This window comes from Actinoplanes flavus (assembly GCF_017592555.1).
Lineage (GTDB): Bacteria > Actinomycetota > Actinomycetes > Mycobacteriales > Micromonosporaceae > Actinoplanes > Actinoplanes flavus.
This window is the reverse complement of record NZ_JAGFNS010000018.1, coordinates 33,489-53,293: the sequence shown is the minus strand read 5'-3', so window position 1 is coordinate 53,293 and position 19,805 is coordinate 33,489. Positions and strand designations below refer to the sequence as shown.

The window sequence follows — 19,805 nt, the reverse complement described above, 5'->3', positions numbered from 1 at the left end:
TTACATGTGGTGGTGTGTCGGAAGGTGGGTGACTCAGATCCGGAACCGGTGTACGGCGTCGCGCAGCTGCTGCGCCGTCTGCGCCAGGTTCCCGGCCGCCGACTTCGTGTTGACCGCGTCGTTGGCGGCGGTGTCCACCGACGCCGACAGCGCCTCGATGGTGGTGGCGATCTCCTGCGAGCCGTTCGCGGCCTCGAACACGTTGCGGTTCATCTCGTTGGTCGTGGCCGTCTGCTCCTCGACCGCCGAGGCGATGGTGAGCTGGAAGTCGTTGATCTGCGCGATGATCTCGCTGATCTTCGCGATCGCGTCGACCGCTCCGCCCGTGTCGACCTGGATGGCCTGGACCCGCCGGGTGATGTCGTCGGTGGCCCGGGCGGTCTCCTGGGCCAGCTCCTTGACCTCTCCGGCCACCACCGCGAAGCCCTTGCCGCTCTCACCCGCGCGTGCCGCCTCGATGGTGGCGTTGAGGGCGAGCAGGTTGGTCTGTTCGGCGATCGCGGTGATCACCTTGACGACGTCGCTGATCTCCGAGGACGACCGGCCGAGCTTGGTGACGATCTCCGTGGTGCCGGCGGCGACGTCGACCGCGGAGGACGCGACCCGGGCGGCCTCGTTGGCGCTGTGCGAGATCGATTCGATCGACGAGCCCATCTCCACGCCGGCGGCGGACAGCAGCTGCACGTTGCCGGACACCATTCCGGCCGCCTCGGTGACCGAGCGGGCCTGCCGCGCGGTGTCGGTGGTCGACTCGTCCAGCCGGGTGCCGGAATCGTGCACCTGGCCGGACGCCTCGCTCACCGTCTCGGCGGTGAGGCGCAGTGCCTCGAAGGTCTCCCGCATAGTCTGCCGGGCCCGTTCGTACCCGGCCGCCATCCGGCCGATCTCGTCGTTCGAGTCGACCTCCGCGGGGCTGGTCAGGTCACCTTCGGCCATGGCCGTGAGAGCCTGCTCGACCCGGCGGACCGGCCGCAGGATGGCGTTGGCCAGGTACACCGCGGCGGCCCCGGCGAGGACGAGCCCGCCGATCAGCAAGCCGAAGATCATCTGGAGGCCCTGCGACTTCGCGTTCTGGATGGCGCGACCGCCCTCCGCCACCGCGTTGGTCTGGTATTCCGCCAGCTCGTCCAGGTTCTGCTTCGCCGCGACCAGGGCGCCGCCCTGGGTGAAGCGGCTGGTCTGGAACGTCGCGGTGTCGTGTTCGCGGCTGGCCGGCAGCATCGTGTCGTCGCGCAGGTGGCGGTAGGTCGCGATCAGCCCCTCGGTGGCCGAGAGCGTGCCGGTGTGGGCGGTGTCGCCCTGCCGGTAGGCCGCCCACGCCTTGTCGTACGCCGCGTCGCTGGCCTTGATCTCGTCCTCGGCCCGCTTGCGGGACACCTCGTCGGTGAGCGCCACGTGCTCCAGCAGCGTCGCGTCCTCCTGCAACAACTGCGTCCGGGCCTCGTTGATGCGCAACGCCTGCTGCATGCGCTCGTCGGTGATGGTCCGCGCGGTGGCCGCCACCGAGTTCAGCTGGATCACCGCGCCCACGCCCACGGCCGTCGTCGCGATCCCGGCTAGCGCGGTCACCAGCAACAACTTCGTTCGAATGCCTCGGTTCCGCCACCAACGACGCATGCTCGGCTCCTCCCTCACCCGGTTCGTTCAGCCCTTCAGTTCGAGTGGCACACGCAGTGCTTGAGCAGGCCGACGGTTGCGGTCGCCGAGGTACGGGTGCAAACCGAGTGCGGCCGCCCGGCGCCCGGGGAACGGTGGTCGTGAGCGCTGTCTCCATGCGGTCGCGACGGCGCTGAAGGCCGGCTGGACCACCGATCTGAGCCCGGAGGGGCGCGGCACGGGCCGGACCGGGCAGGAGCTCGCGTGAACCGGACGGGACGGGGAATTGCGGTGGGTGCGGCGTGGCCCGTACCGAATATGGGGTTTTCTGATGAATGTGCCGCGCCTGGCTCAGCATGCGGGAAGAGGCGGCATGTTGTTGCCGTGGGGTATGCGAGTTGATACGGTACTTTGCATATTCATGCGGAGTGCGGAGGGCAGCATGGGAATCCGGGTCGCGGTGGCGGGCGCCAGTGGCTACGCGGGCGGTGAGTTGCTGCGCCTGATCGCCGGGCATCCCGAGTTCGACCTCGTCGCGGCGACCGCGCACAGCCAGGCGGGCTCGCCGGTCAGCGCGGTGCATCCGCAGCTCGCCGGGCTCGACCTGACCCTCGGCGCCACCGACGCCGAGACGCTCAGCGGAGCCGACCTGGTCTTCCTCGCCCTGCCGCACGGTCAGTCGGCGGCCGTGGCGGCGCGGCTCGCCGAGGGGGTCAGGGTCGTCGACCTGGGCGCCGACTTCCGGCTGGAGAGCGCCGAGCAGTGGACCCGCTACTACGGCGGCGGCCACGCGGGCACGTGGACCTACGGCCTTCCCGAGCTGCCGGGCGCCCGCGCCGCGATCGCCGGAGCCGACCGGGTGGCCAACACCGGCTGCTACGCCGCGACGATCATCCTGGCGCTCGCCCCGCTGATCGCCGCCGGTGTCGCCGACCCGGAGGACGTGGTGGTCGTGGCCAGTTCCGGCACCTCGGGCGCCGGGCGCAACGCCAAGGTCAACCTGCTGGCCAGCGAGATCATGGGTGACCTGTCGCCCTACAAGGTCGGCGCCCACCAGCACGTCGCCGAGATCAAGCAGGCCACCGGCGCCGGCTCGCTGTCGATGACGCCGATCCTGGCGCCGATGCCGCGCGGCATCCTGGCGACCGTCACGGCCCGCCGCCGCAACGGCGGCGACCCGCGCGAGGCGCTCCAGGCGGCCTATGCGGACGCGCCGTTCGTGCACGTGCTGCCGGAGGGCTCGTGGCCGCACACGGCGGCCACCGCCGGTTCGAATTCGTGCCACCTCCAGGCCACGGTCGACATCGACTCGGGCCGCATCATCGTGGTGAGCGCGCTCGACAACCTGGGCAAGGGCGCCGCCGGCCAGGCGGTGCAGAACGCCAACATCATGTTCGGTCTGCCCGAGACCACGGGCCTGAGCGTCTTCGGAGTAGCACCGTGACCGTGACCCATCCCAAGGGCTTCCGGGCCGCGGGTGTCGCCGCCGGGCTCAAGGCCAGCGGCAACGCCGACGTCGCCCTGATCGTCAACGACGGCCCCGACTACACCGCGGCCGGCGTCTTCACCGCCAACCGGGTGAAGGCCGCGCCCGTGCTGTGGAGCCAGCAGGTGCTCAAGGGCGGCATCGTCCGGGCGGTCGTGCTCAACTCGGGCGGCGCCAACGCGTGCACCGGCTCGCAGGGCTTCCGCGACACCCACGCCACGGCCGAGCACACCGCGACCGTGCTGCGCGGCGGCGCCAACCGCATGATGATCGGCGCGGGGGACGTGGCGGTCTGCTCGACCGGCCTGATCGGCGAGCTGCTGCCGATGGACCGGCTGCTCCCGGGTGTGAACGCGGCGGCCAAGGCGCTCACCGCCGACGGCGGCCCGGCGGCGGCCGAGGCGATCATGACCACCGACACGGTGGCGAAGAACGCGGTGGCCCAGCGCGAGGGCTGGTCGGTCGGCGGCATCGCCAAGGGCGCCGGCATGCTGGCCCCGGCCCTGGCCACCATGCTCGTGGTGATCACCACGGACGCGTCCGCCGACAACGAGGTGCTCGACGCCGCGTTGCGCGCCGCCACCCGCGTCACCTTCGACCGGATCGACGCCGACGGCTGCATGTCCACCAACGACACGGTGCTGCTGCTGGCCAACGGCTCGTCGGACAGGGAGCCGACGCTCGCCGAGCTGACCGCCGCGGTCACCGAGGTCTGCCACGACCTGGCCCAGCAGCTGATCGCCGACGCCGAGGGCGCCACCAAGCACATCGCGATCGAGGTGCAGGGCGCCGCCTCCGAGGCCGACGCCGTGCAGGTGGGCCGGGTGGTGGCGGGGAACAACCTGGTGAAGACGGCGTTCTTCGGCAACGACCCGAACTGGGGACGCATCCTGGCCGCGGTCGGCACCACGAGCGCCGCCTTCGAGCCGGACCGGATCGACGTGGCGATCAACGGCGTCTGGATCTGCAGGGGCGGTGCCGCGGCCGAGGACCGCAACAAGGTGGACCTGTCCGGGCGGGACGTGACCGTCACGATCAACCTGCGCGAGGGAGAGATGAGCGCGACGATCTGGACCACCGACCTGTCCCACGCGTACGTGCACGAGAACTCGGCGTACTCGTCGTGAAGGCGCAGCAGAAGGCCGAGATCCTGATCGAGGCGCTGCCCTGGCTGGAGCGCTTCCACGGGACCACCGTCGTGATCAAGTACGGCGGCAACGCGATGATCGACCCGTCGTTGCAGGAGGCGTTCGCGGCCGACATGGTGTTCCTGCGGCTGGTCGGCATCAAGCCGGTCGTGGTGCACGGCGGCGGCCCGCAGATCAGCCGGATGCTCACCAGACTCGGCATCGAGAGCGAGTTCCGGGGCGGCCTGCGGGTCACCACCCCGGAGGCCATGGACGTCGTCCGGATGGTGCTGGTCGGGCAGGTCGGCCGGGAGCTGGTCGGCCTGATCAACCAGCACGGACCGTACGCGGTGGGCCTCTCCGGCGAGGACGCCGGCCTGTTCACCGCGGTCCGCCGGCAGGCGGTCGTCGACGGCGAGCCGGTGGACATCGGCCAGGTCGGCGACGTCGACGAGGTGAACACGTCGGCCGTCGACGACCTGATCGCGGCCGGCCGGATCCCGGTCATCGCCACGGTCGCGCCGGACGCCGACGGGGTGCTGCACAACGTGAACGCGGACACCGCCGCCTCCGCGCTGGCCGTCGCGCTCGGCGCCCGCAAGCTGGTCGTCCTCACCGACGTCCCCGGCCTCTACACGAACTGGCCGGACACCTCCTCGCTGACGTCGGAGATCGACGCCGACGCGCTGGAGAAGCTGCTGCCGTCCCTGGAGTCCGGGATGGCGCCCAAGATGGAGGCCTGCCTGCGCGCGGTCCGCGGCGGGGTGCCCGCCGCACATGTCGTCGACGGCCGGGTCGCCCACTCGACTCTGCTCGAAGTCTTCACGGAAGAAGGATTCGGAACGATGGTGGTCCCCTCATGAGCTTGGTCGAGCGTTGGCAGCAGTCGATGATGAACAACTACGGCACCCCGGCGATCGGCCTGGTCAAGGGCGAGGGCGCGGTGCTGACGGCGGAGGACGGCAAGGAGTACCTCGACTTCCTCGGCGGCATCGCCGTCAACGCCCTCGGCCACGCCCACCCGGCCGTGGTCGCCGCGGTGACCAGTCAGATCCAGCAGCTCGGGCACGTCTCCAACCTGTACATCTCGGAGCCGCCGGTGGCGCTGGCCGACCTGCTGCTGGCGCTGGCCGGCCGGTCCGGGCGGGTGCTGTTCTGCAACTCCGGCGCCGAGGCCAACGAGGCCGCCTTCAAGATCTCCCGGCTGACCGGCCGCACCCACATCGTGGCGACCGAGGGCGCGTTCCACGGCCGGACCATGGGCGCGCTCGCGCTGACCGGTCAGCCGTCGAAGCAGGATCCCTTCCGGCCCCTGCCCGGGGACGTCACGCACGTGGCCTACGGTGACGCCGAGGCGCTGGCCGCCGCCGTCACCACGGAGACCGCGATGGTCATCCTGGAGCCGATCCAGGGGGAGAACGGCGTCGTGGTCCCGCCACCCGGTTATCTCGCGGCAGCACGCGAGATAACCGAGAAGTCGGGCACGCTGCTGGTCCTGGATGAGGTGCAGACCGGCATCGGCCGCACCGGCCACTGGTTCCACCACCAGAACGAGGGCGTCGAGCCGGACATCATCACCCTGGCCAAGGGCCTCGGGGGCGGGCTGCCGCTGGGCGCCTGCATCGCCTTCGGCCGGACCGCCGACCTGCTCACCCCGGGCTCGCACGGCACGACGTTCGGCGGCAACCCGGTCGCCTGCGCGGCCGGCCTCGCGGTGATCCGCACGATCGCGAACGAGGGCCTGCTCGACCACGTGAAGCGGGTCGGGGAGCAGATCCGGCGGGGCGTCGAGGGCCACCCGCTGGTGAAGGAGGTGCGCGGCGCCGGCCTGCTGCTCGGCATCGTGTTCCACCAGCCGGTCTCCGCCGACGTGGCCGCCCGCCTGCGGGACGCGGGTTTCCTGGTGAACCCGGCCAAGCCGGACGTGATCCGCCTCGCCCCGCCCCTGATCATCTCCTCCGATCAGGCGGACGCCCTGATCGCGGCCCTGGACGGTATCCGGTGACCACCCGCCACTTCCTCCGTGACGACGATCTGACGCCCGAGGAACAGTCCGAGATCCTGGACCTGGCCGCGGCCATGAAGGAGGACCGGTTCGGGCACACGCCGCTGGCCGGCCCGCGCTCGATCGCCGTCTTCTTCGACAAGGCCAGCCTCCGGACCCGGCTGTCGTTCGAGGCCGGCATCGCCGAGTTGGGCGGGCAGCCGATCATCGTGGACACGCAGAACACCCACTTCGGCCGGGGCGAGACACTCGCCGACGCCGGCCGGGTGGTGGCGCGGTATGTCGCGGCGATGGTCTACCGCACGCACGGCGACGAGCGGCTGGCCGAGCTGGCGTCCGGCGTGACCGTCCCGGTGATCAACGCGCTCAGCGACGGCTACCACCCCTGCCAGCTGCTGGCCGACCTGCTGACCATCCGGGAGCGGTTCGGCGCGACGACCGGCCGGACCTTGGCGTACGTGGGGGACGCGGCCAACAACATGGCCCACTCGTACCTGATCGCCGGCGCCATGGCCGGGATGAACGTGCGGGTCGCCGGCCCGTCCGGCTTCGACCCGGCGCCGGCCGTGGTGAGCCGGGCCGGGGAGATCGCGGCGTGGACCGGCGGTTCGGTGGAGGTGCTGCGCGATCCGCGGGAGGCGGCCGACGGCGCGCACGTGGTCGCCACCGACACGTGGACGTCGATGGGCCAGGAGGGCGACGGCCGGGACCGGCTCACCCCGTTCTGGCCGTACCAGGTGAACAAGGAGCTGCTGGCGGTGGCCGCCCCGGAGGCGATCGTGCTGCACTGCCTCCCGGCGCACCGCAACGAGGAGATCACCGACGAGGTGATCGACGGTCCGCAGAGCGCCGTCTTCGACCAGGCGGAGAACCGTCTGCACGCGCAGAAGGCCCTGCTGACATGGTTGCTGGCGGCGAACCGGTGAATGGCACCCCGGCCACCCGCGCGGGGCGGCACGCCCGGCTCGTCGAGCTGATCCGCACCCGGCGGGTCAAGTCGCAGACCGAGCTGGCCGACATCCTCGCGCACGAGGGCGTTCAGGTCACCCAGGCGACGCTGTCCCGGGACCTGGAGGAACTGAACGCGGTGAAGGTCTCCGGGATCTACTACATCCCGGAGGACGGGCACAAGCCGCTGCGGGAGAGCACCAGCCACGGCCCGGCCCGGCTCATCCGGCTGCTGCGCGAGCTGCTGACCGGCGCCGACTCGAGCGGCAACATCGCGGTTCTGCGTACCCCGCCGGGGGCCGCGCAGTTCCTGGCCAGCGCCCTGGACCGGTCCGGTCTGGCGGACGTGGTCGGCACCATCGCCGGCGACGACACGATCTTCGTGGTGGCCCGGGACTCCGGCCCCACCTCGGGTGCGGCCCTGGCCGAGAAACTCAGCAACTGGAGCAGGTCGGATCACGAGGAGGCTCGCTGATGATTTTCCCGCCCGCGGTGGAGGCGCGCTTCCCCGACTTCGCCGACCACACCGACAGCCTGGTCGGGCACGGTGTGGAGTTCTTCCTGGCCTCGAACGAGACGCTGCGGCCGCATCTCAACGAGACGCCGTACGGCCACAAGCTCACCTGGCTGGACTTCACCGACACCGCCGAGAAGGACTGGTCGATCCGGGACTTCCTGAACTTCTTCAACGTGATCAACGGCATCGCGTTCGGTGACCGCGGCATCCCGATGCCGCAGTGGGTGATGGTCGACCTGATCCTGATGCCGGCCGCCGCGCTGATCGCCGGCCTGCCACAGGAGGAGTTCGCGGCCATGGTCGAGCGGTCCACCTTCCGGTTCGACACCGACGTGAAGCAGCTGCTGCGCAAGGTGCAGCAGGACATGCGGGACTCCGGCTACCGCGGCCCGGTCCCGGTGGGCGGCTACTGTGCCGCTCCCTCCGCCGAGCCGGGCCGCTGGGTGGGCTGGTCGCTGTGGTCGCTGATGCCGGCGGTGGGTCTCGGCAAGGCGGCGAAGGCGCTGGCCCTGTCCGCCTACCGGGCGCAGAAGCTGGACGGCGTCACCCAGTACGACAACAGCGCGCTCAAGGTGCACACCGAGTTCGGCGCGCTGAAGATCCTGGTGGCGACGGTTCCGTTCCACACGTCGCCGGGCTCGTTCGTCTACCAGAGCGACCTGACCCTGCCGGCCGGGGGAGAGCTGCCGGAGCCGACCTTCCTGCTCGATCCGTTCGACTACAGCCGCCAGCGGGCGATGCAGAAGGACATCGAAGCGGGCCGCTGTGAGTTCTATGTCCTGCCGCCGGGGCACGTCCGCCGGGACGGCAAGACATATGTACCGATTCTCGAGAAGGAACTGCCCCGATGACCAAGCGCAAGATCGTCCTCGCCTTCTCCGGTGGTCTGGACACCTCGTACGCCCTCGTGGACTTCCGCGAGAAGGGCTGGGACGTGGTGACCGCCAACATCGACACCGGCGGCCTGCACAGCGGTGAGGCCGAGGTCGTCAAGGCGCGCGCCGAGGAGCTGGGCGCCGTCGAGCACCACGTGGTCGACGCCCGCGCCGAGCTGTACGACCGGGTGGTCACCTACGCGATCAAGGCGAACTACCTGCGCAACGGCGCCTACCCGTCGTGTGTCGGCGCGGAGCGGCTGATCCAGGCGGAGAAGGTCGTCCAGGTGGCCCTGGAGGTCGGCGCGGACGCGGTGGCGCACGGCTCGACCGGCGCCGGGGCGGACCACGTCCGCTACGACGCGGTGATCCGGGCGCTGGCCCCGCACCTGGAGATCGTCACCCCGATCCGGGACGAGCGGCTCACCCGTGAGGGGGAGACCGAGTTCCTGCGCAGCCGGGGATACCAGGTCAGCGAGAAGGTCAAGCTCTACTCGATCAACGAGGGCCTGATCGGCACCTCGATCGGCGGCGAGGAGACCTACAGCTCCTGGGAGTACCTTCCGGAGTCCGCCTGGACCTACACGAAGTCGATCGACGAGGCCCCGGAGAAGGGCGTCGAGCTGCTGATCAGCTTCGAGAAGGGTGAGGTCGTCTCGGCGGTCACCGCGGACGGCGAGCCGCTGCCGAACGAGAACAACTACGACATCCTGTCCGCGCTCAACGTGCTGGGCGGCGAGCACGGGGTCGGCCGGGGCATCCACATGGGCTCCACCATGGTCGGCAACCTGGCCCGGGTCGGGTTCGAGGCGCCCGGCATGCTGATCCTCATCGCGGCGCACCGGGAGCTGGAGAAGCTGGTGCTGTCCAACCGGCAGCAGGCCACCAAGGCGACGCTCGGCAACACCTACGGCGACCTGCTGCACGAGGCCGTCTACTTCGACCCGATCATGGACGATTTCCGAGCCTTCCTGGACTCCAGCCAGACCCGGGTGACCGGCACCGTGCGGGTGCTGCTGCACAAGGGCAACATCGTGCTGCTGGGCTCGAAGAGCCCGTACAGCCTGCTGGACGCCGCGACCCGCTCGGGTGTGGTCTACGGTCACGGCTCGTCGCTGTGGACCGGCGAGCAGGCCCGCGCGTTCGCCCACATGTACTCGGTGCCGGGCGCGATCGCCCGCGCGGCGGCCGACCCCGCGGAATGACCTGGATCTCGGACGTCCTGTCACCGACGGCGGTGGCGAGACGTCCGAGAACGCGGAAGCCGAGGTCAGCTGAGCCAGGTGGTGAGCACGTGCAGGGCCTGCCGGATCTCCGGCACCAGCACGTGCTCGCCGTCGGTGTGCGCCTGCAACGGGTCGCCGGGGCCGAAGTTGACCGCCGGAATGCCCAGCCCGGCGAACCGGGACACGTCGGTCCAGCCCAGTTTGGCCTGCGGGGTCCGGCCGACGAGCTCGACGAACTCCTTGGCGGCCGGCCGGTCGAGCCCGGGACGAGCGCCGGGCGCCGCGTCGGTCACCTCCAGCTCGAAGCCGGCGAAGACCTCGCGCAGGTGCGCCTCGGCCCCGGCCACATCGCGGTCCGGAGCGAACCGGTGGTTGACGTGGACGGTGCACAGGTCGGGGATCACGTTGCCGGCGATGCCGCCCTCGATCTTCACGGCGTTGAGCCCCTCGTGATACCGCAGCCCGTCGACGACCGGCTGCCGCGGCACGTAGGCGCGCAGCACGTCGAGCACCGCGCCGGCGCTGTGGATGGCGTTGCTGCCCTTCCACGAGCGGGCCGAGTGCGCCGCCACCCCCGGCACGGTGATCTTCACCCGCATGGTGCCCTGGCAGCCGCCCTCGACGGTGCCGTCGGACGGTTCGCCGAGGATCGCGAAGTCGCCGGTCAGCCACTCGGGGTGGTTGCGGACCAGCCGTCCGAGACCGTTGAGCTTGGCCGCGACCTCCTCGTGGTCGTAGAACACGTAGGTCACGTCGTAGCGCGGCGCCGTCAGCGTCGCGGCCAGGTGCAGGGCCATCGCGACGCCGGCCTTCATGTCGACGGTGCCACGGCCGCGCAGCACGTCGCCGTCGACGACGACCGGCAGGTTGCCGGCGATCGGCACGGTGTCGAGGTGGCCGGCGATCACCACCCGGGCCGGGCGGCCCAGCGACGTCCGGGCGACCACGGCGTCACCGTCGCGCAGCACCTCGAGGTGCGGGAATGCGCGGAGGGCGGCCTCGACGGCGTCGGCCAGGGCCTGCTCATCGCCGCTGACGGACGGAATGTCACAGATGGTCCGAGTGAGGTCGACGACATCACCGGTCAGATCGAGGCTGGTCATGTTGCAAACTTATCAGATCAAAGGCATTTTTATACGTACGCCTTCGTGAGCCGCCGCCCGGCGGCCCGCGAGGCGCCGCACCCGTCCCACCCACCGCGACGATGCCGGGCCGCCATCCACGGCACGGTGTGCAGCGATAGGGTCCAGGAAGGTAACGAAACGTGAGCGAACGAGGAGATGGTGTGCCGGAGAGCGACGAGCCGACGAGGCTGTGGGGTGGCCGTTTCGCCGGTGGCCCGGCGGAGGCGCTGGCCCGGCTGAGCGTCAGCGTCCAGTTCGACTGGCGGCTCGCGCCGTACGATCTGCTCGCCTCCCGCGCGCACGCCCGGGTCCTGGCGAACGCGGGTCTGCTCGACGCCGAGGAGCTGGGCCGGATCCTGGCCGCCCTCGACGATCTGGCGTCCGCCTGCGCGGCGGGCGAGTTCCGGCCCACGATCGAGGACGAGGACGTCCACACCGCCCTGGAGCGGGGCCTGCTGGAGCGTCTCGGCGCGCTCGGCGGCAAGCTGCGGGCCGGCCGTTCCCGCAACGACCAGGTCGCCACCGACCTGCGGCTCTATCTGCGCGACCACGCCCGCGGGGTGGCCGTGGCGCTGATCGAGCTGGCCGACGCGCTGACCGAGCAGGCCGCCCGCAACGTCGACACCCCGGCGCCCGGCCTCACCCACGTGCAGCACGCGCAGCCGGTCAGTTTCGGTCACTGGCTGCTGGCGCACGTGCAGCCGCTGCTGCGTGACCTGGAGCGGCTGCGGGACTGGGACACGCGGACCGCGATCAGCCCGCTCGGCTCCGGCGCGCTGGCCGGCTCGTCGCTGCCGCTGGACCCGGCGGCGGTCGCCAAGGAGCTGGGTTTCACCGCCCCGGCGGCGAACTCGATGGACGCCGTGGCGGACCGGGACTTCGTGGCCGAGTTCCTCTTCGTGACCGCGCTGATCGGCGTGCACCTGTCCCGGCTCGGCGAGGAGGTGGTGCTCTGGACCTCCACCGAGTTCGGCTGGGTGGAGCTGGACGACGCCTTCGCCACCGGCTCGTCGATCATGCCGCAGAAGAAGAACGCGGACATCGCCGAGCTGGCCCGTGGCAAGAGCGGCCGGCTGGTGGGCGGCCTGGTCGCGGTGCTGACCATGCTCAAGGGCCTGCCGTTGACGTACGACCGGGACATGCAGGAGGACAAGGAGCCGGCCTTCGACGCGGTCGACACCCTGGAGCTGCTGCTGCCCGCGCTGGCCGGGATGGTCTCGACGATGACGGTCCGGGTGGACCGGCTGGCCGCGGCCGCCCCGGTGGGCTTCTCGCTGGCCACCGAGGTCGCCGACTGGCTGGTGCGCAAGGGCGTGCCGTTCCGCGACGCGCACGAGATCACCGGCAAGCTGGTGGCGCTCTGCTCGGCCCGCGAGTGCGAGCTGGAGGACCTCACCGACGACGACCTGAAGACGGTCAGCGAGCATCTCGACCCGTCGGTGCGGCAGGTGCTGTCGGTGTCGTCGGCGCTCGAGGCGCGCACCACGCCCGGTTCGACCGGCCCCGGCCCGGTGGCCGAGCAGCTCGCCGTCGTGCAGCACAAGCTGGACACGTGGCGCCTGTGGGCGGTGGAGACGGTCGTCCCCCGCTGACCTCGCGGATGTGACGGGGAACGCCGGGTGGCCCTGCCGCCCGGCGTTCCTGTCACCGGTGGCCGGTACGGTGCCGTTCATGTCGTTCGATCCCCCCGAACCCCGGTCGTCCACTCCGCACCCGCAGTGTCCGGCGGGTGCGGACGGCGTGGTTCCGGCCCCGCCGGAGGCCCTGCCGCCGCTGCTCGCCGACCCGCCGTGGCGCCGTCGGCGCGGCAACCCACCGGTCGTCCTCGACCTCGCGCCGCCGGAGCCGCCGACCACCATGGAGTGGGCGCCCGGCGAGCGCGAGGAGTGGCTGTCGGCCCCGTTCGAGCCGGCCGGCCCGGTCGACTGGGCCGCGACCGCCGCCCGGCTGCGCGGTGGCGACCGGGTCGGCTGGCGCGAGGCGGCCGAGTTCTTCGTCGCCGCGCCGGAGGAGACGGCCCGGCCGCTGCTCGCCGAGTGGAAGCCGGAGCCCGCCCCGGAGTGCGCGGCCTGGATGCGGCGGGTCATCGCCCGGTTCGAGGCGGACGCGCTGCTGCCGCTGCGGCATCTGGCCTTCCACGACTCGGCACTGGCGGGCCCGATGATGCTGCCGTTCGCGTCCACCCAGGTCGTGTGGCGGATGCAGGTGCGCCCCGGTTATGGCGACGGGTTCATCGCGATGGCGCGGGTCTGGCTGGAGCGGCATGCCGGCTTCGCCACGCGGGTGCTGGTGCCGCGCGCGCTCGGCCGCGACGGGCCGGCCCGGTGGTCGGCGCAGCACACCCTGATGTTCCTGGCCGGTGACGGGCACGCCGAGACGGTCCGGTCAGTCGCCGCGTCCTTCGGCGCCGAGGCGGCGGCCGCCGTCGAGGCGCTGATCGGCGCCGAGCCGGCGTCGATCCTGCCGGTGAAGCTTCCCGCCATTCCGAAGTGGTTCGATCCCGCCACCGGCCCCCCGGTCCGCCTCCGTGGGTCGTCGGCCGTCCTGCCGGCCACGGCGCTGCGGGATCTGGCGATGGTGTTCGCACTGGACAGCGCCTTGGAGCGGTATTCCGGGGTGGATGTGGTGCGGGCGGCGTGCGAGCCCGCTGACCTGGCCCGCTTCGCCTGGGCGGTGTTCGAGGCCTGGCTGGCCGCCGGCGCCAACGGCCGGCAGGGCTGGGCGCTGGACGCGCTCGGCCGGGTCGGCGACGACGAGGTGGTGCGGCGGCTCACCCCGCTGATCATGGAGTGGCCGGGGCAGAGCGGGCACGCCCGGGCGGTCACCGGCGCCGGGGTGCTCGCGGCGATCGGCACCGACGTCGCGCTGCTGCATCTGCACCGCGTCGCCGAGCGCTGCCGGTTCGGCGGTCTCCGTGCGGCGGCCGCGCGGCAGCTCGGCCACGTCGCCGAGAAGCGGGGTCTCACCGCCGAGCAGCTCGCCGACCGGCTGGTCCCGGACCTGGGCCTGGACGGTGACGGCGGCCTGACCCTCGACTTCGGCCCCCGGCGGTTCGTCGTCGGCTTCGACGAGGAGTTGCGGCCGTTCGTCACGGACGCCGCCGGCAAGCGCCTGAAAAGCCTGCCCAAGCCGGGCGCCCGCGACGACGCCGAGCGGGCCACCGCGGCGTCGCGGCGGTTCACCGCGCTGAAGAAGGACGTCCGGGCGCTCGCCGCCGATCAGGTCCGCCGGCTGGAGCAAGCCATGGTGACCGGCCGCCGCTGGACGGAGGAGGAGTTCCGCCGCTTCTTCGCCGAGCACCCGCTGATGCGCCACCCGGCCCGGCGGCTGGTCTGGGGCCGCTACGACGCGGCCGGCGTGCTGATCGGCGGCTTCCGGGTGGCCGAGGACGGCACGTTCGCCGACGTGCACGACGAGGTGGTCAAGCTCGGCGGCGACGAGGCGATCGGCGTGGCGCATCCGATCCACCTGGGCGAGGCGGTGGCCCCGTGGTCGGAGATCTTCGTCGACTACCGGATCGCGCAGCCGTTCCCGCAGCTCGGCCGGGAGACCGCCGCGCTGACCACGGCCGAGGCGGCCACCGGCCGGATCACCCGGTTCCGGGGCCGCCGGGTGCCGACCGGCGCGGTGCTGGGGCTGGAGCGTCGCGGCTGGCGGCGGGAGCGCCCGCTGGACGGTGGTGTGCAGGTTCAGATCAGCGTGTCGCCGGCCGCCGGGCCGGGGTTCGTTCTGGATCTCGACCCGGGCATCGCGGTCGGGGCCGTGGATCTCTTCCCGGAGCAGACTCTCGGCGAGGTGGGCCACTTCGGCGGGACGGCGGGCCTGCGCGATCTGGATCCGGTGCTGATCTCCGAGGTGCTCCGCGATCTGGAGTCGCTGACCTGACCCTCGGCGGTCGGTCAGGGCGGTGACGGGCAGTATGCCCGTCACCGCCTTTTTACCTGCCTGACGTCTTTCGTACGGAGCGGACGTCCGGCACGCTGTTTCCCAGCATGGGCTTTCAGGGCATTGTGCAAGAAGTTGCATCGAGGGCATCCCCCTCTAGAGCCTCTTGAGGCGTACTGATGGTGGATCCCTGTAACCGGCTTCCATGACCATCATGTTCCGCAAGCCGTTCCGGTAGGTAACAGAACAGCAGCTAGAACCGCCTTTGATGCCCGCGATGTCGGGATCGTGCAGTTTCTTGCGGTGGTCGTGTTGCAAGTTCGTTCGCAAGGGGTTTCTAAGCCCGAAACTTCTTGCTACCGTCCGGTCGAACCCCAGCAGGTAGTCAAGGAGCGCAACATGCGTCGCATAAACAAGGGACTCGCCGCTCTCACCTCCGTCGCCCTCGCCTTCACGATCGCCGCCTGCGGCGAGGAGAAGTCGGGCTCCACGGAGACCAAGGCGGCCGACCCGGCTTCCCTGTCCGCCGAGCTCACGTGGTGGGACACCTCGGACGCGAAGAACGAGGGCCCGGCCTTCCAGGAGCTGATCGCCAACTTCAACAAGACGTACCCGAACGTCAAGATCAACTACCAGTCGGTGCCGTTCGCCGAGGCGCAGAACAAGTTCAAGACCGCCGCCGCCGCGAAGACCGGCGCGCCGGACATCCTCCGCGCCGAGGTCGCCTGGGTTCCCGAGTTCGCCTCCCTGGGCTACCTGTACTCGCTGGACGGCTCCGACCTGCTCGCCGACGAGTCGGACTACCTGGCCGCCCCGATGGCGTCCAACAAGTTCGACGGCAAGACCTACGGCGTCCCGCAGGTCACCGACAGCCTCGCCCTGCTCTACAACAAGGAGCTGGTGGAGAAGGCCGGCGTCCAGGTCCCGAAGACCTGGGCCGAGCTGAAGACCGCGGCCCAGGCCGTCAAGCAGAAGACCGGCGTCGACGGCCTGTACGTCAACGCGGCCGGCTACTTCGCCCTGCCGTTCATGTACGGCGAGGGTGGTGACCTGGTCGACACCACGGGCAAGAAGATCGTGGTCAACTCCGAGCAGAACGTCGCCGGCCTGAACGTCGCGAAGGACCTGATCGCCAGCGGCGCCTCGGTCAAGCCGTCGGCCACCGACTCCTACGGCACGATGATGACCCTCTTCAAGGAGAAGAAGGTCGCCTTCATCGTCAACGGCCCGTGGGAGGTCAACAACATCAAGACCGCCCCGGCCTTCGGTGGCGTCGAGAACCTCGGCATCGCCCCGGTCCCGGCCGGTTCGGCGAAGGCCGGCGCCCCGATCGGCGGCCACAACTACGTGATCTGGTCCGGCGTTCCGCAGGAGAAGGCCGCCGCCGCCGTCGCGTTCGTCAAGTTCCTGAACTCCGCCGAGTCGCAGGCGTTCCTCGCCGGCAAGCTGGGCCTGCTGCCCACCCGCAAGTCGGCCTACGACGTCGCGTCGGTGAAGAGCAACGCGGTCGTCTCGGCCTTCAAGCCGGTCGCCGAGGCCGCCGTCAGCCGCCCGTGGATCCCGGAGGGTGGCCAGTTCTTCGGCCCGCTCGACCAGATGGCCACCGAGGTTCTGATCCAGAACAAGGACGCCAAGGGCTCGCTGGACGCCGTGGCGAAGAAGTACAAGGCCGAGGTCGTCCCCTCGTACGCCACCAACTGACCGATTGAAGCAGGCGCCGGCCCTCTGCGGGCCGGCGCCCGCCGTCGTTCCCCTGGAGCACAGCTGATGAGCACTGTGACCGCCGACCCGGCGCCGGGCCGCGTCGGACTGCCGACCAAGTTGCGGCAGAGCTGGGACAAGAACTGGTCGGCGTGGGCGATGGTCCTGCCCGTCGTCCTCGTCCTGGCGATCCTGATCTTCTACCCCCTGATCAACGGCTTCTGGATCTCGTTCACCAACCAGACCGAGGCCAACCAGCTCGCCGAGATCTGCACCAAGTCCATCACCGGCGGTGAGGTCTGCAAGGAGAACCCGAACGCCTGGTCGTTCGTAGGCCTGGACAACTACGCCAACGTCCTCACCGGCAAGGTCGGCGAGTTCTGGATGTGGACCGCGAACACCCTGGTGTGGACGGTGGTCGGGGTGGCCTTCCACTACGGTCTCGGCCTCGGCCTGGCCGTCATGATCAACCGCAAGATGCGGTTCCGCGGTCTCTACCGGGTGCTGCTCGTGCTGCCCTGGGCGGTCCCCGCGTTCGTCAGCGCCTTCGCCTGGAAGTTCCTCTTCAACGAGCGCTTCGGCGTGATCAACTCGATGCTCGGGTGGGTCGGCGTCGATCCGGTCGCCTGGTTCGACAGCCGCTGGACCTCGATGTTCACGGCCGTCGTCACCAACGTCTGGCTTGGTGTCCCGTTCATGATGGTGGCCCTGCTCGGTGGCATGCAGAGCATCTCCGACGAGCTCTACGAGGCCGCCGAGATCGACGGGGCGACGCCGTGGCAGCGGTTCCGCAACATCACCCTGCCCGGCCTGCGCCCGGTCAGCATGACGGTGATCCTGCTCGGCACCATCTGGACCTTCAACATGTTCCCGATCATCTTCCTGGTGACCGAGGGACAGCCCGCCGGGCAGACCGAGATCCTGGTGACCGGCGCCTTCCGGGCGGCCTTCGAAGGCATCCGGAACTACTCGCTCGCCTCGACCTACGGCGTGCTGATCCTCTCGATCCTGCTCATCTTCTCGGTGTTCTACCGGCGGGTGCTGCGCAAGCAAGGCGAGGTCTGGTGACATGGCTCAGATGACGACCACTCCGCCGATCACGGCGTTTCCGGCGCCGACACCGAGCGAGGCGCCCGTCAACAAGCCGCGGCGCGGCCGGCGCAGCGTCGCCGCCTCGATCGGTCTGCACGCCACCATGATCGTGGCCTCGCTCATCGCGATCGGCCCGATCGCCTGGGTGCTGCTCTCCTCGTTCAAGCCCGGGTACGCCGTGCAGAGCAGCGAGCTCACCCTGGTCAAGGACCCGACCCTGGCCAACTACGAGTACGTGCTGTTCGACACCAACTTCCCGATCTGGTTCCTCAACTCGGTGCTGGTGGCGGCGCTCACGATGCTCTTCGGGATCTTCTTCTCGGCCACCACGGGGTACGCCCTGTCCCGGTTCAACTTCCCGGGCCGCCGGTCGCTGATGATGGTCTTCCTGGTCACCCAGATGTTCCCGGTGGCCATCCTGATCGTGCCGATCTACACGATCATGGCCAACCTGGGTCTGATCAACACGCTGCCGTCGCTGGTCATCGCGTACCTGACCATCGCCGTGCCGTTCTGTGCCTGGATGCTCAAGGGCTACTTCGACTCGATCCCGAACTCGCTCGACGAGGCGGCGTCGCTGGACGGCTGCGGCCCGTTCCGTACGTTCTGGACGGTGATCCTGCCGCTGGCCCGCCCGGCGATCGCGGTGACCGGCTTCTACACCTTCCTCACCGCCTGGGGCGAGGTGGCCTACGCGTCGGCCTTCATCCAGGACGACAAGAAGTTCACCCTGGCCTACGGCATGCGCCAGTTCGTGCCCCAGTTCAATCCGCAGTGGGAATACCTGACCGCCGCGGCCATTCTGGTCACGATCCCGGCCGGAATCGTATTCCTCTTCGCCCAGAAGCATCTCGTGTCCGGCCTTACCGCCGGCGGCACGAAGGGCTGATTCGCCAAACGAATTGCGTCCAGGCGTCTACCGATTCCAGTAGGCGCCTGGACGTCTTTCGCTGATCCGGGAGAACGCTCTCTCGTCGTGCGGACGGCGGCTCGGCCGCCATCCGCACGATTTCGGTCAGGCGACGGTGACCGGAACCTCGGAGCGCATCGGAGCGATCGCCGTCGAGTTACGGACCACCAGTTCGGGGTGGAAAAGATACTCCGAGTGCGGCGCGCCGTGCCCGTTGATCTCGTCGACCAGCGAACGGACCGCGGCCACCGCCATGGCGGCGACCGGCTGGCGCAGCGTGGTCAGCGGCGGGTCGGTGAACGGAATCAGCGCCGAGTCGTCGAAGCCGATGACCGACACCTCCTCCGGAACCCGCAGGCCACGCCGCCGGGCGGCCCGGATCGCGCCCAGCGCCATCATGTCCGAGGCGCAGATGATGCCGGTGACGCCCTTGGCCAGCAGCCGGTCGGCGGCCACCTCGCCGCCCTCCACGCCGAACAGGGTCAGCGAGATCAGCTCGTCCACCTCGGCGTCGTTGAGACCCACCTCGCGCTTCATGGCGGTGCGGTAGCCCTGGAGCTTGCGCTGGGTGTTGATGAACCGGTTGGGGCCGGAGATCATGCCGATCCGGCGGTGCCCGAGTGCCACCAGGTGGGTGACCGCCAGCTCGCCGGCGACCCGGTCGTCGCACGAGACGAACGGCGCCTCCAGCTCCTTCGCATAGCCGTTGACCAGCACGATCGGCAGCGGCCGGTCGAGCAGGCGCTGGTAGCGGGAGCGGTCCGAGGTGGTGTCGGCGGCGAGGGAGGAGATGAAGACGATGCCGGAGACCTGGCGGTCGAGGAGCATCTCCACATACTCGTCCTCGGTGACGCCGCCCGGCGACTGGGTGCACAGCACCGGCGTGTAGCCGTGCTGCGCCAGCGTCGACTCGATCACCTGGGCGAAGGCCGGGAAGATCGGGTTGTCGAGTTCGGGGACGACCAGGCCGACGAGGCCTGCGCTGCGCTTGCGCAATCTTTCCGGTCGTTCATACCCCAGCACGTCGAGTGCGGTCAGAACCGCCTGTCGGGTTTCAGCTGAGACGCCGGGGCGGTCGTTAATGACACGCGACACCGTCGCCTCACTGACCTGAGCCTGTTTGGCGATATCGGCCATTCGCGCACGCATGGTCTCACTCTAGTGGTCTGTTGTCCGCCCGGCATGGTCCTGAAAGGTCTTCCATTCGATGCAAGACCTTGCTAACGTCCCGGCAACAAGAGCGATACAAGTTCATCGTTCGACGAAACGTGCCCCGGATCGGTGGGCCGCTCCATGATCACACTACGGAGTCG

At 70.3% G+C, this 19,805-nt stretch carries 16 protein-coding genes; 13 read left to right on the top strand and 3 right to left on the bottom strand.

The genetic code is table 11. The features are described 5' to 3' along the window. Positions 1 to 33 precede the first annotated feature (33 nt). Positions 34 to 1,617 carry a methyl-accepting chemotaxis protein gene (locus tag J5X75_RS26055; RefSeq protein ID WP_238489315.1) on the bottom strand — a complete coding sequence of 528 codons (1,584 nt, stop codon included), beginning with the start codon at positions 1,615 to 1,617 and terminating at the stop codon, positions 34 to 36. A 421-nt stretch (positions 1,618 to 2,038) separates the two neighbouring features. Here J5X75_RS26055 and argC point away from each other — a divergent pair, with 421 nt between their 5' ends. From argC to argG, 8 genes are read left to right on the top strand one after another with little or no spacing between them, the layout of a single operon-like run. Further along, positions 2,039 to 3,040 carry an N-acetyl-gamma-glutamyl-phosphate reductase gene (argC, locus tag J5X75_RS26050; RefSeq protein ID WP_208470137.1) on the top strand — a complete coding sequence of 334 codons (1,002 nt, stop codon included), beginning with the start codon at positions 2,039 to 2,041 and terminating at the stop codon, positions 3,038 to 3,040. Continuing rightward, positions 3,037 to 4,209 carry a bifunctional glutamate N-acetyltransferase/amino-acid acetyltransferase ArgJ gene (gene argJ / locus J5X75_RS26045; protein ID WP_208470136.1) on the top strand — a complete coding sequence of 391 codons (1,173 nt, stop codon included), beginning with the start codon at positions 3,037 to 3,039 and terminating at the stop codon, positions 4,207 to 4,209. The genes argC and argJ overlap by 4 nt, the downstream gene beginning before the upstream one ends. After that, on the top strand, positions 4,206 to 5,072 hold the full coding sequence (argB, locus tag J5X75_RS26040) for an acetylglutamate kinase (protein WP_208470135.1): 867 nt from the start codon (positions 4,206 to 4,208) through the stop codon (positions 5,070 to 5,072). Before argJ ends, argB begins: the two co-directional genes overlap by 4 nt. Further along, a complete protein-coding gene (locus J5X75_RS26035; protein WP_208470134.1) occupies positions 5,069 to 6,214 on the top strand; it encodes an acetylornithine transaminase in 1,146 nt (381 codons plus the stop codon). The genes argB and J5X75_RS26035 overlap by 4 nt, the downstream gene beginning before the upstream one ends. Next, complete coding sequence (gene argF, locus J5X75_RS26030; RefSeq protein ID WP_208470133.1) at positions 6,211 to 7,140, top strand: ornithine carbamoyltransferase; 930 nt, start codon at positions 6,211 to 6,213, stop codon at positions 7,138 to 7,140. The genes J5X75_RS26035 and argF overlap by 4 nt, the downstream gene beginning before the upstream one ends. Then, positions 7,137 to 7,637 (top strand): arginine repressor, encoded by a 501-nt coding sequence (locus J5X75_RS26025; RefSeq protein ID WP_307798265.1) that lies wholly within the window; start codon positions 7,137 to 7,139, stop codon positions 7,635 to 7,637. Before argF ends, J5X75_RS26025 begins: the two co-directional genes overlap by 4 nt. Then, a complete protein-coding gene (locus J5X75_RS26020; RefSeq protein WP_208470131.1) occupies positions 7,637 to 8,530 on the top strand; it encodes a hypothetical protein in 894 nt (297 codons plus the stop codon). Before J5X75_RS26025 ends, J5X75_RS26020 begins: the two co-directional genes overlap by 1 nt. Then, positions 8,527 to 9,759, top strand: a complete 1,233-nt coding sequence (argG, locus tag J5X75_RS26015; RefSeq protein ID WP_208470130.1) for an argininosuccinate synthase — start codon at positions 8,527 to 8,529, stop codon at positions 9,757 to 9,759. Before J5X75_RS26020 ends, argG begins: the two co-directional genes overlap by 4 nt. A 65-nt stretch (positions 9,760 to 9,824) precedes the next feature. Here argG and dapE read toward each other — a convergent pair whose 3' ends face one another. Beyond that, on the bottom strand, positions 9,825 to 10,883 hold the full coding sequence (gene dapE / locus J5X75_RS26010) for a succinyl-diaminopimelate desuccinylase (protein ID WP_208470129.1): 1,059 nt from the start codon (positions 10,881 to 10,883) through the stop codon (positions 9,825 to 9,827). Positions 10,884 to 11,044: 161 nt separating this feature from the next. Between dapE and argH the strand changes: the two genes are divergently transcribed. From argH to J5X75_RS25985, 5 genes are all read left to right on the top strand, one after another. After that, on the top strand, positions 11,045 to 12,496 hold the full coding sequence (argH, locus tag J5X75_RS26005; protein WP_208470128.1) for an argininosuccinate lyase: 1,452 nt from the start codon (positions 11,045 to 11,047) through the stop codon (positions 12,494 to 12,496). A 79-nt stretch (positions 12,497 to 12,575) separates the two neighbouring features. Beyond that, positions 12,576 to 14,789, top strand: a complete 2,214-nt coding sequence (locus J5X75_RS26000) for a DUF4132 domain-containing protein (RefSeq protein WP_208470127.1) — start codon at positions 12,576 to 12,578, stop codon at positions 14,787 to 14,789. A 399-nt stretch (positions 14,790 to 15,188) separates the two neighbouring features. Further along, the gene (locus tag J5X75_RS25995) at positions 15,189 to 16,490 is read left to right on the top strand and encodes an extracellular solute-binding protein (RefSeq protein WP_208470126.1); all 1,302 of its coding nucleotides are present in this window, start codon (positions 15,189 to 15,191) and stop codon (positions 16,488 to 16,490) included. A 66-nt stretch (positions 16,491 to 16,556) separates the two neighbouring features. Continuing rightward, the gene (locus J5X75_RS25990; protein WP_208470125.1) at positions 16,557 to 17,558 is read left to right on the top strand and encodes a carbohydrate ABC transporter permease; all 1,002 of its coding nucleotides are present in this window, start codon (positions 16,557 to 16,559) and stop codon (positions 17,556 to 17,558) included. 10 nt (positions 17,559 to 17,568) lie between these two features. Continuing rightward, positions 17,569 to 18,471, top strand: coding sequence for a sugar ABC transporter permease (locus tag J5X75_RS25985; protein WP_372450961.1), 903 nt, complete (start codon positions 17,569 to 17,571; stop codon positions 18,469 to 18,471). 126 nt (positions 18,472 to 18,597) lie between these two features. Here the strand turns inward: J5X75_RS25985 and J5X75_RS25980 are convergent, their stop codons facing one another. Next, the gene (locus J5X75_RS25980; protein WP_208470123.1) at positions 18,598 to 19,641 is read right to left on the bottom strand and encodes a LacI family DNA-binding transcriptional regulator; all 1,044 of its coding nucleotides are present in this window, start codon (positions 19,639 to 19,641) and stop codon (positions 18,598 to 18,600) included. Positions 19,642 to 19,805 lie beyond the last annotated feature (164 nt).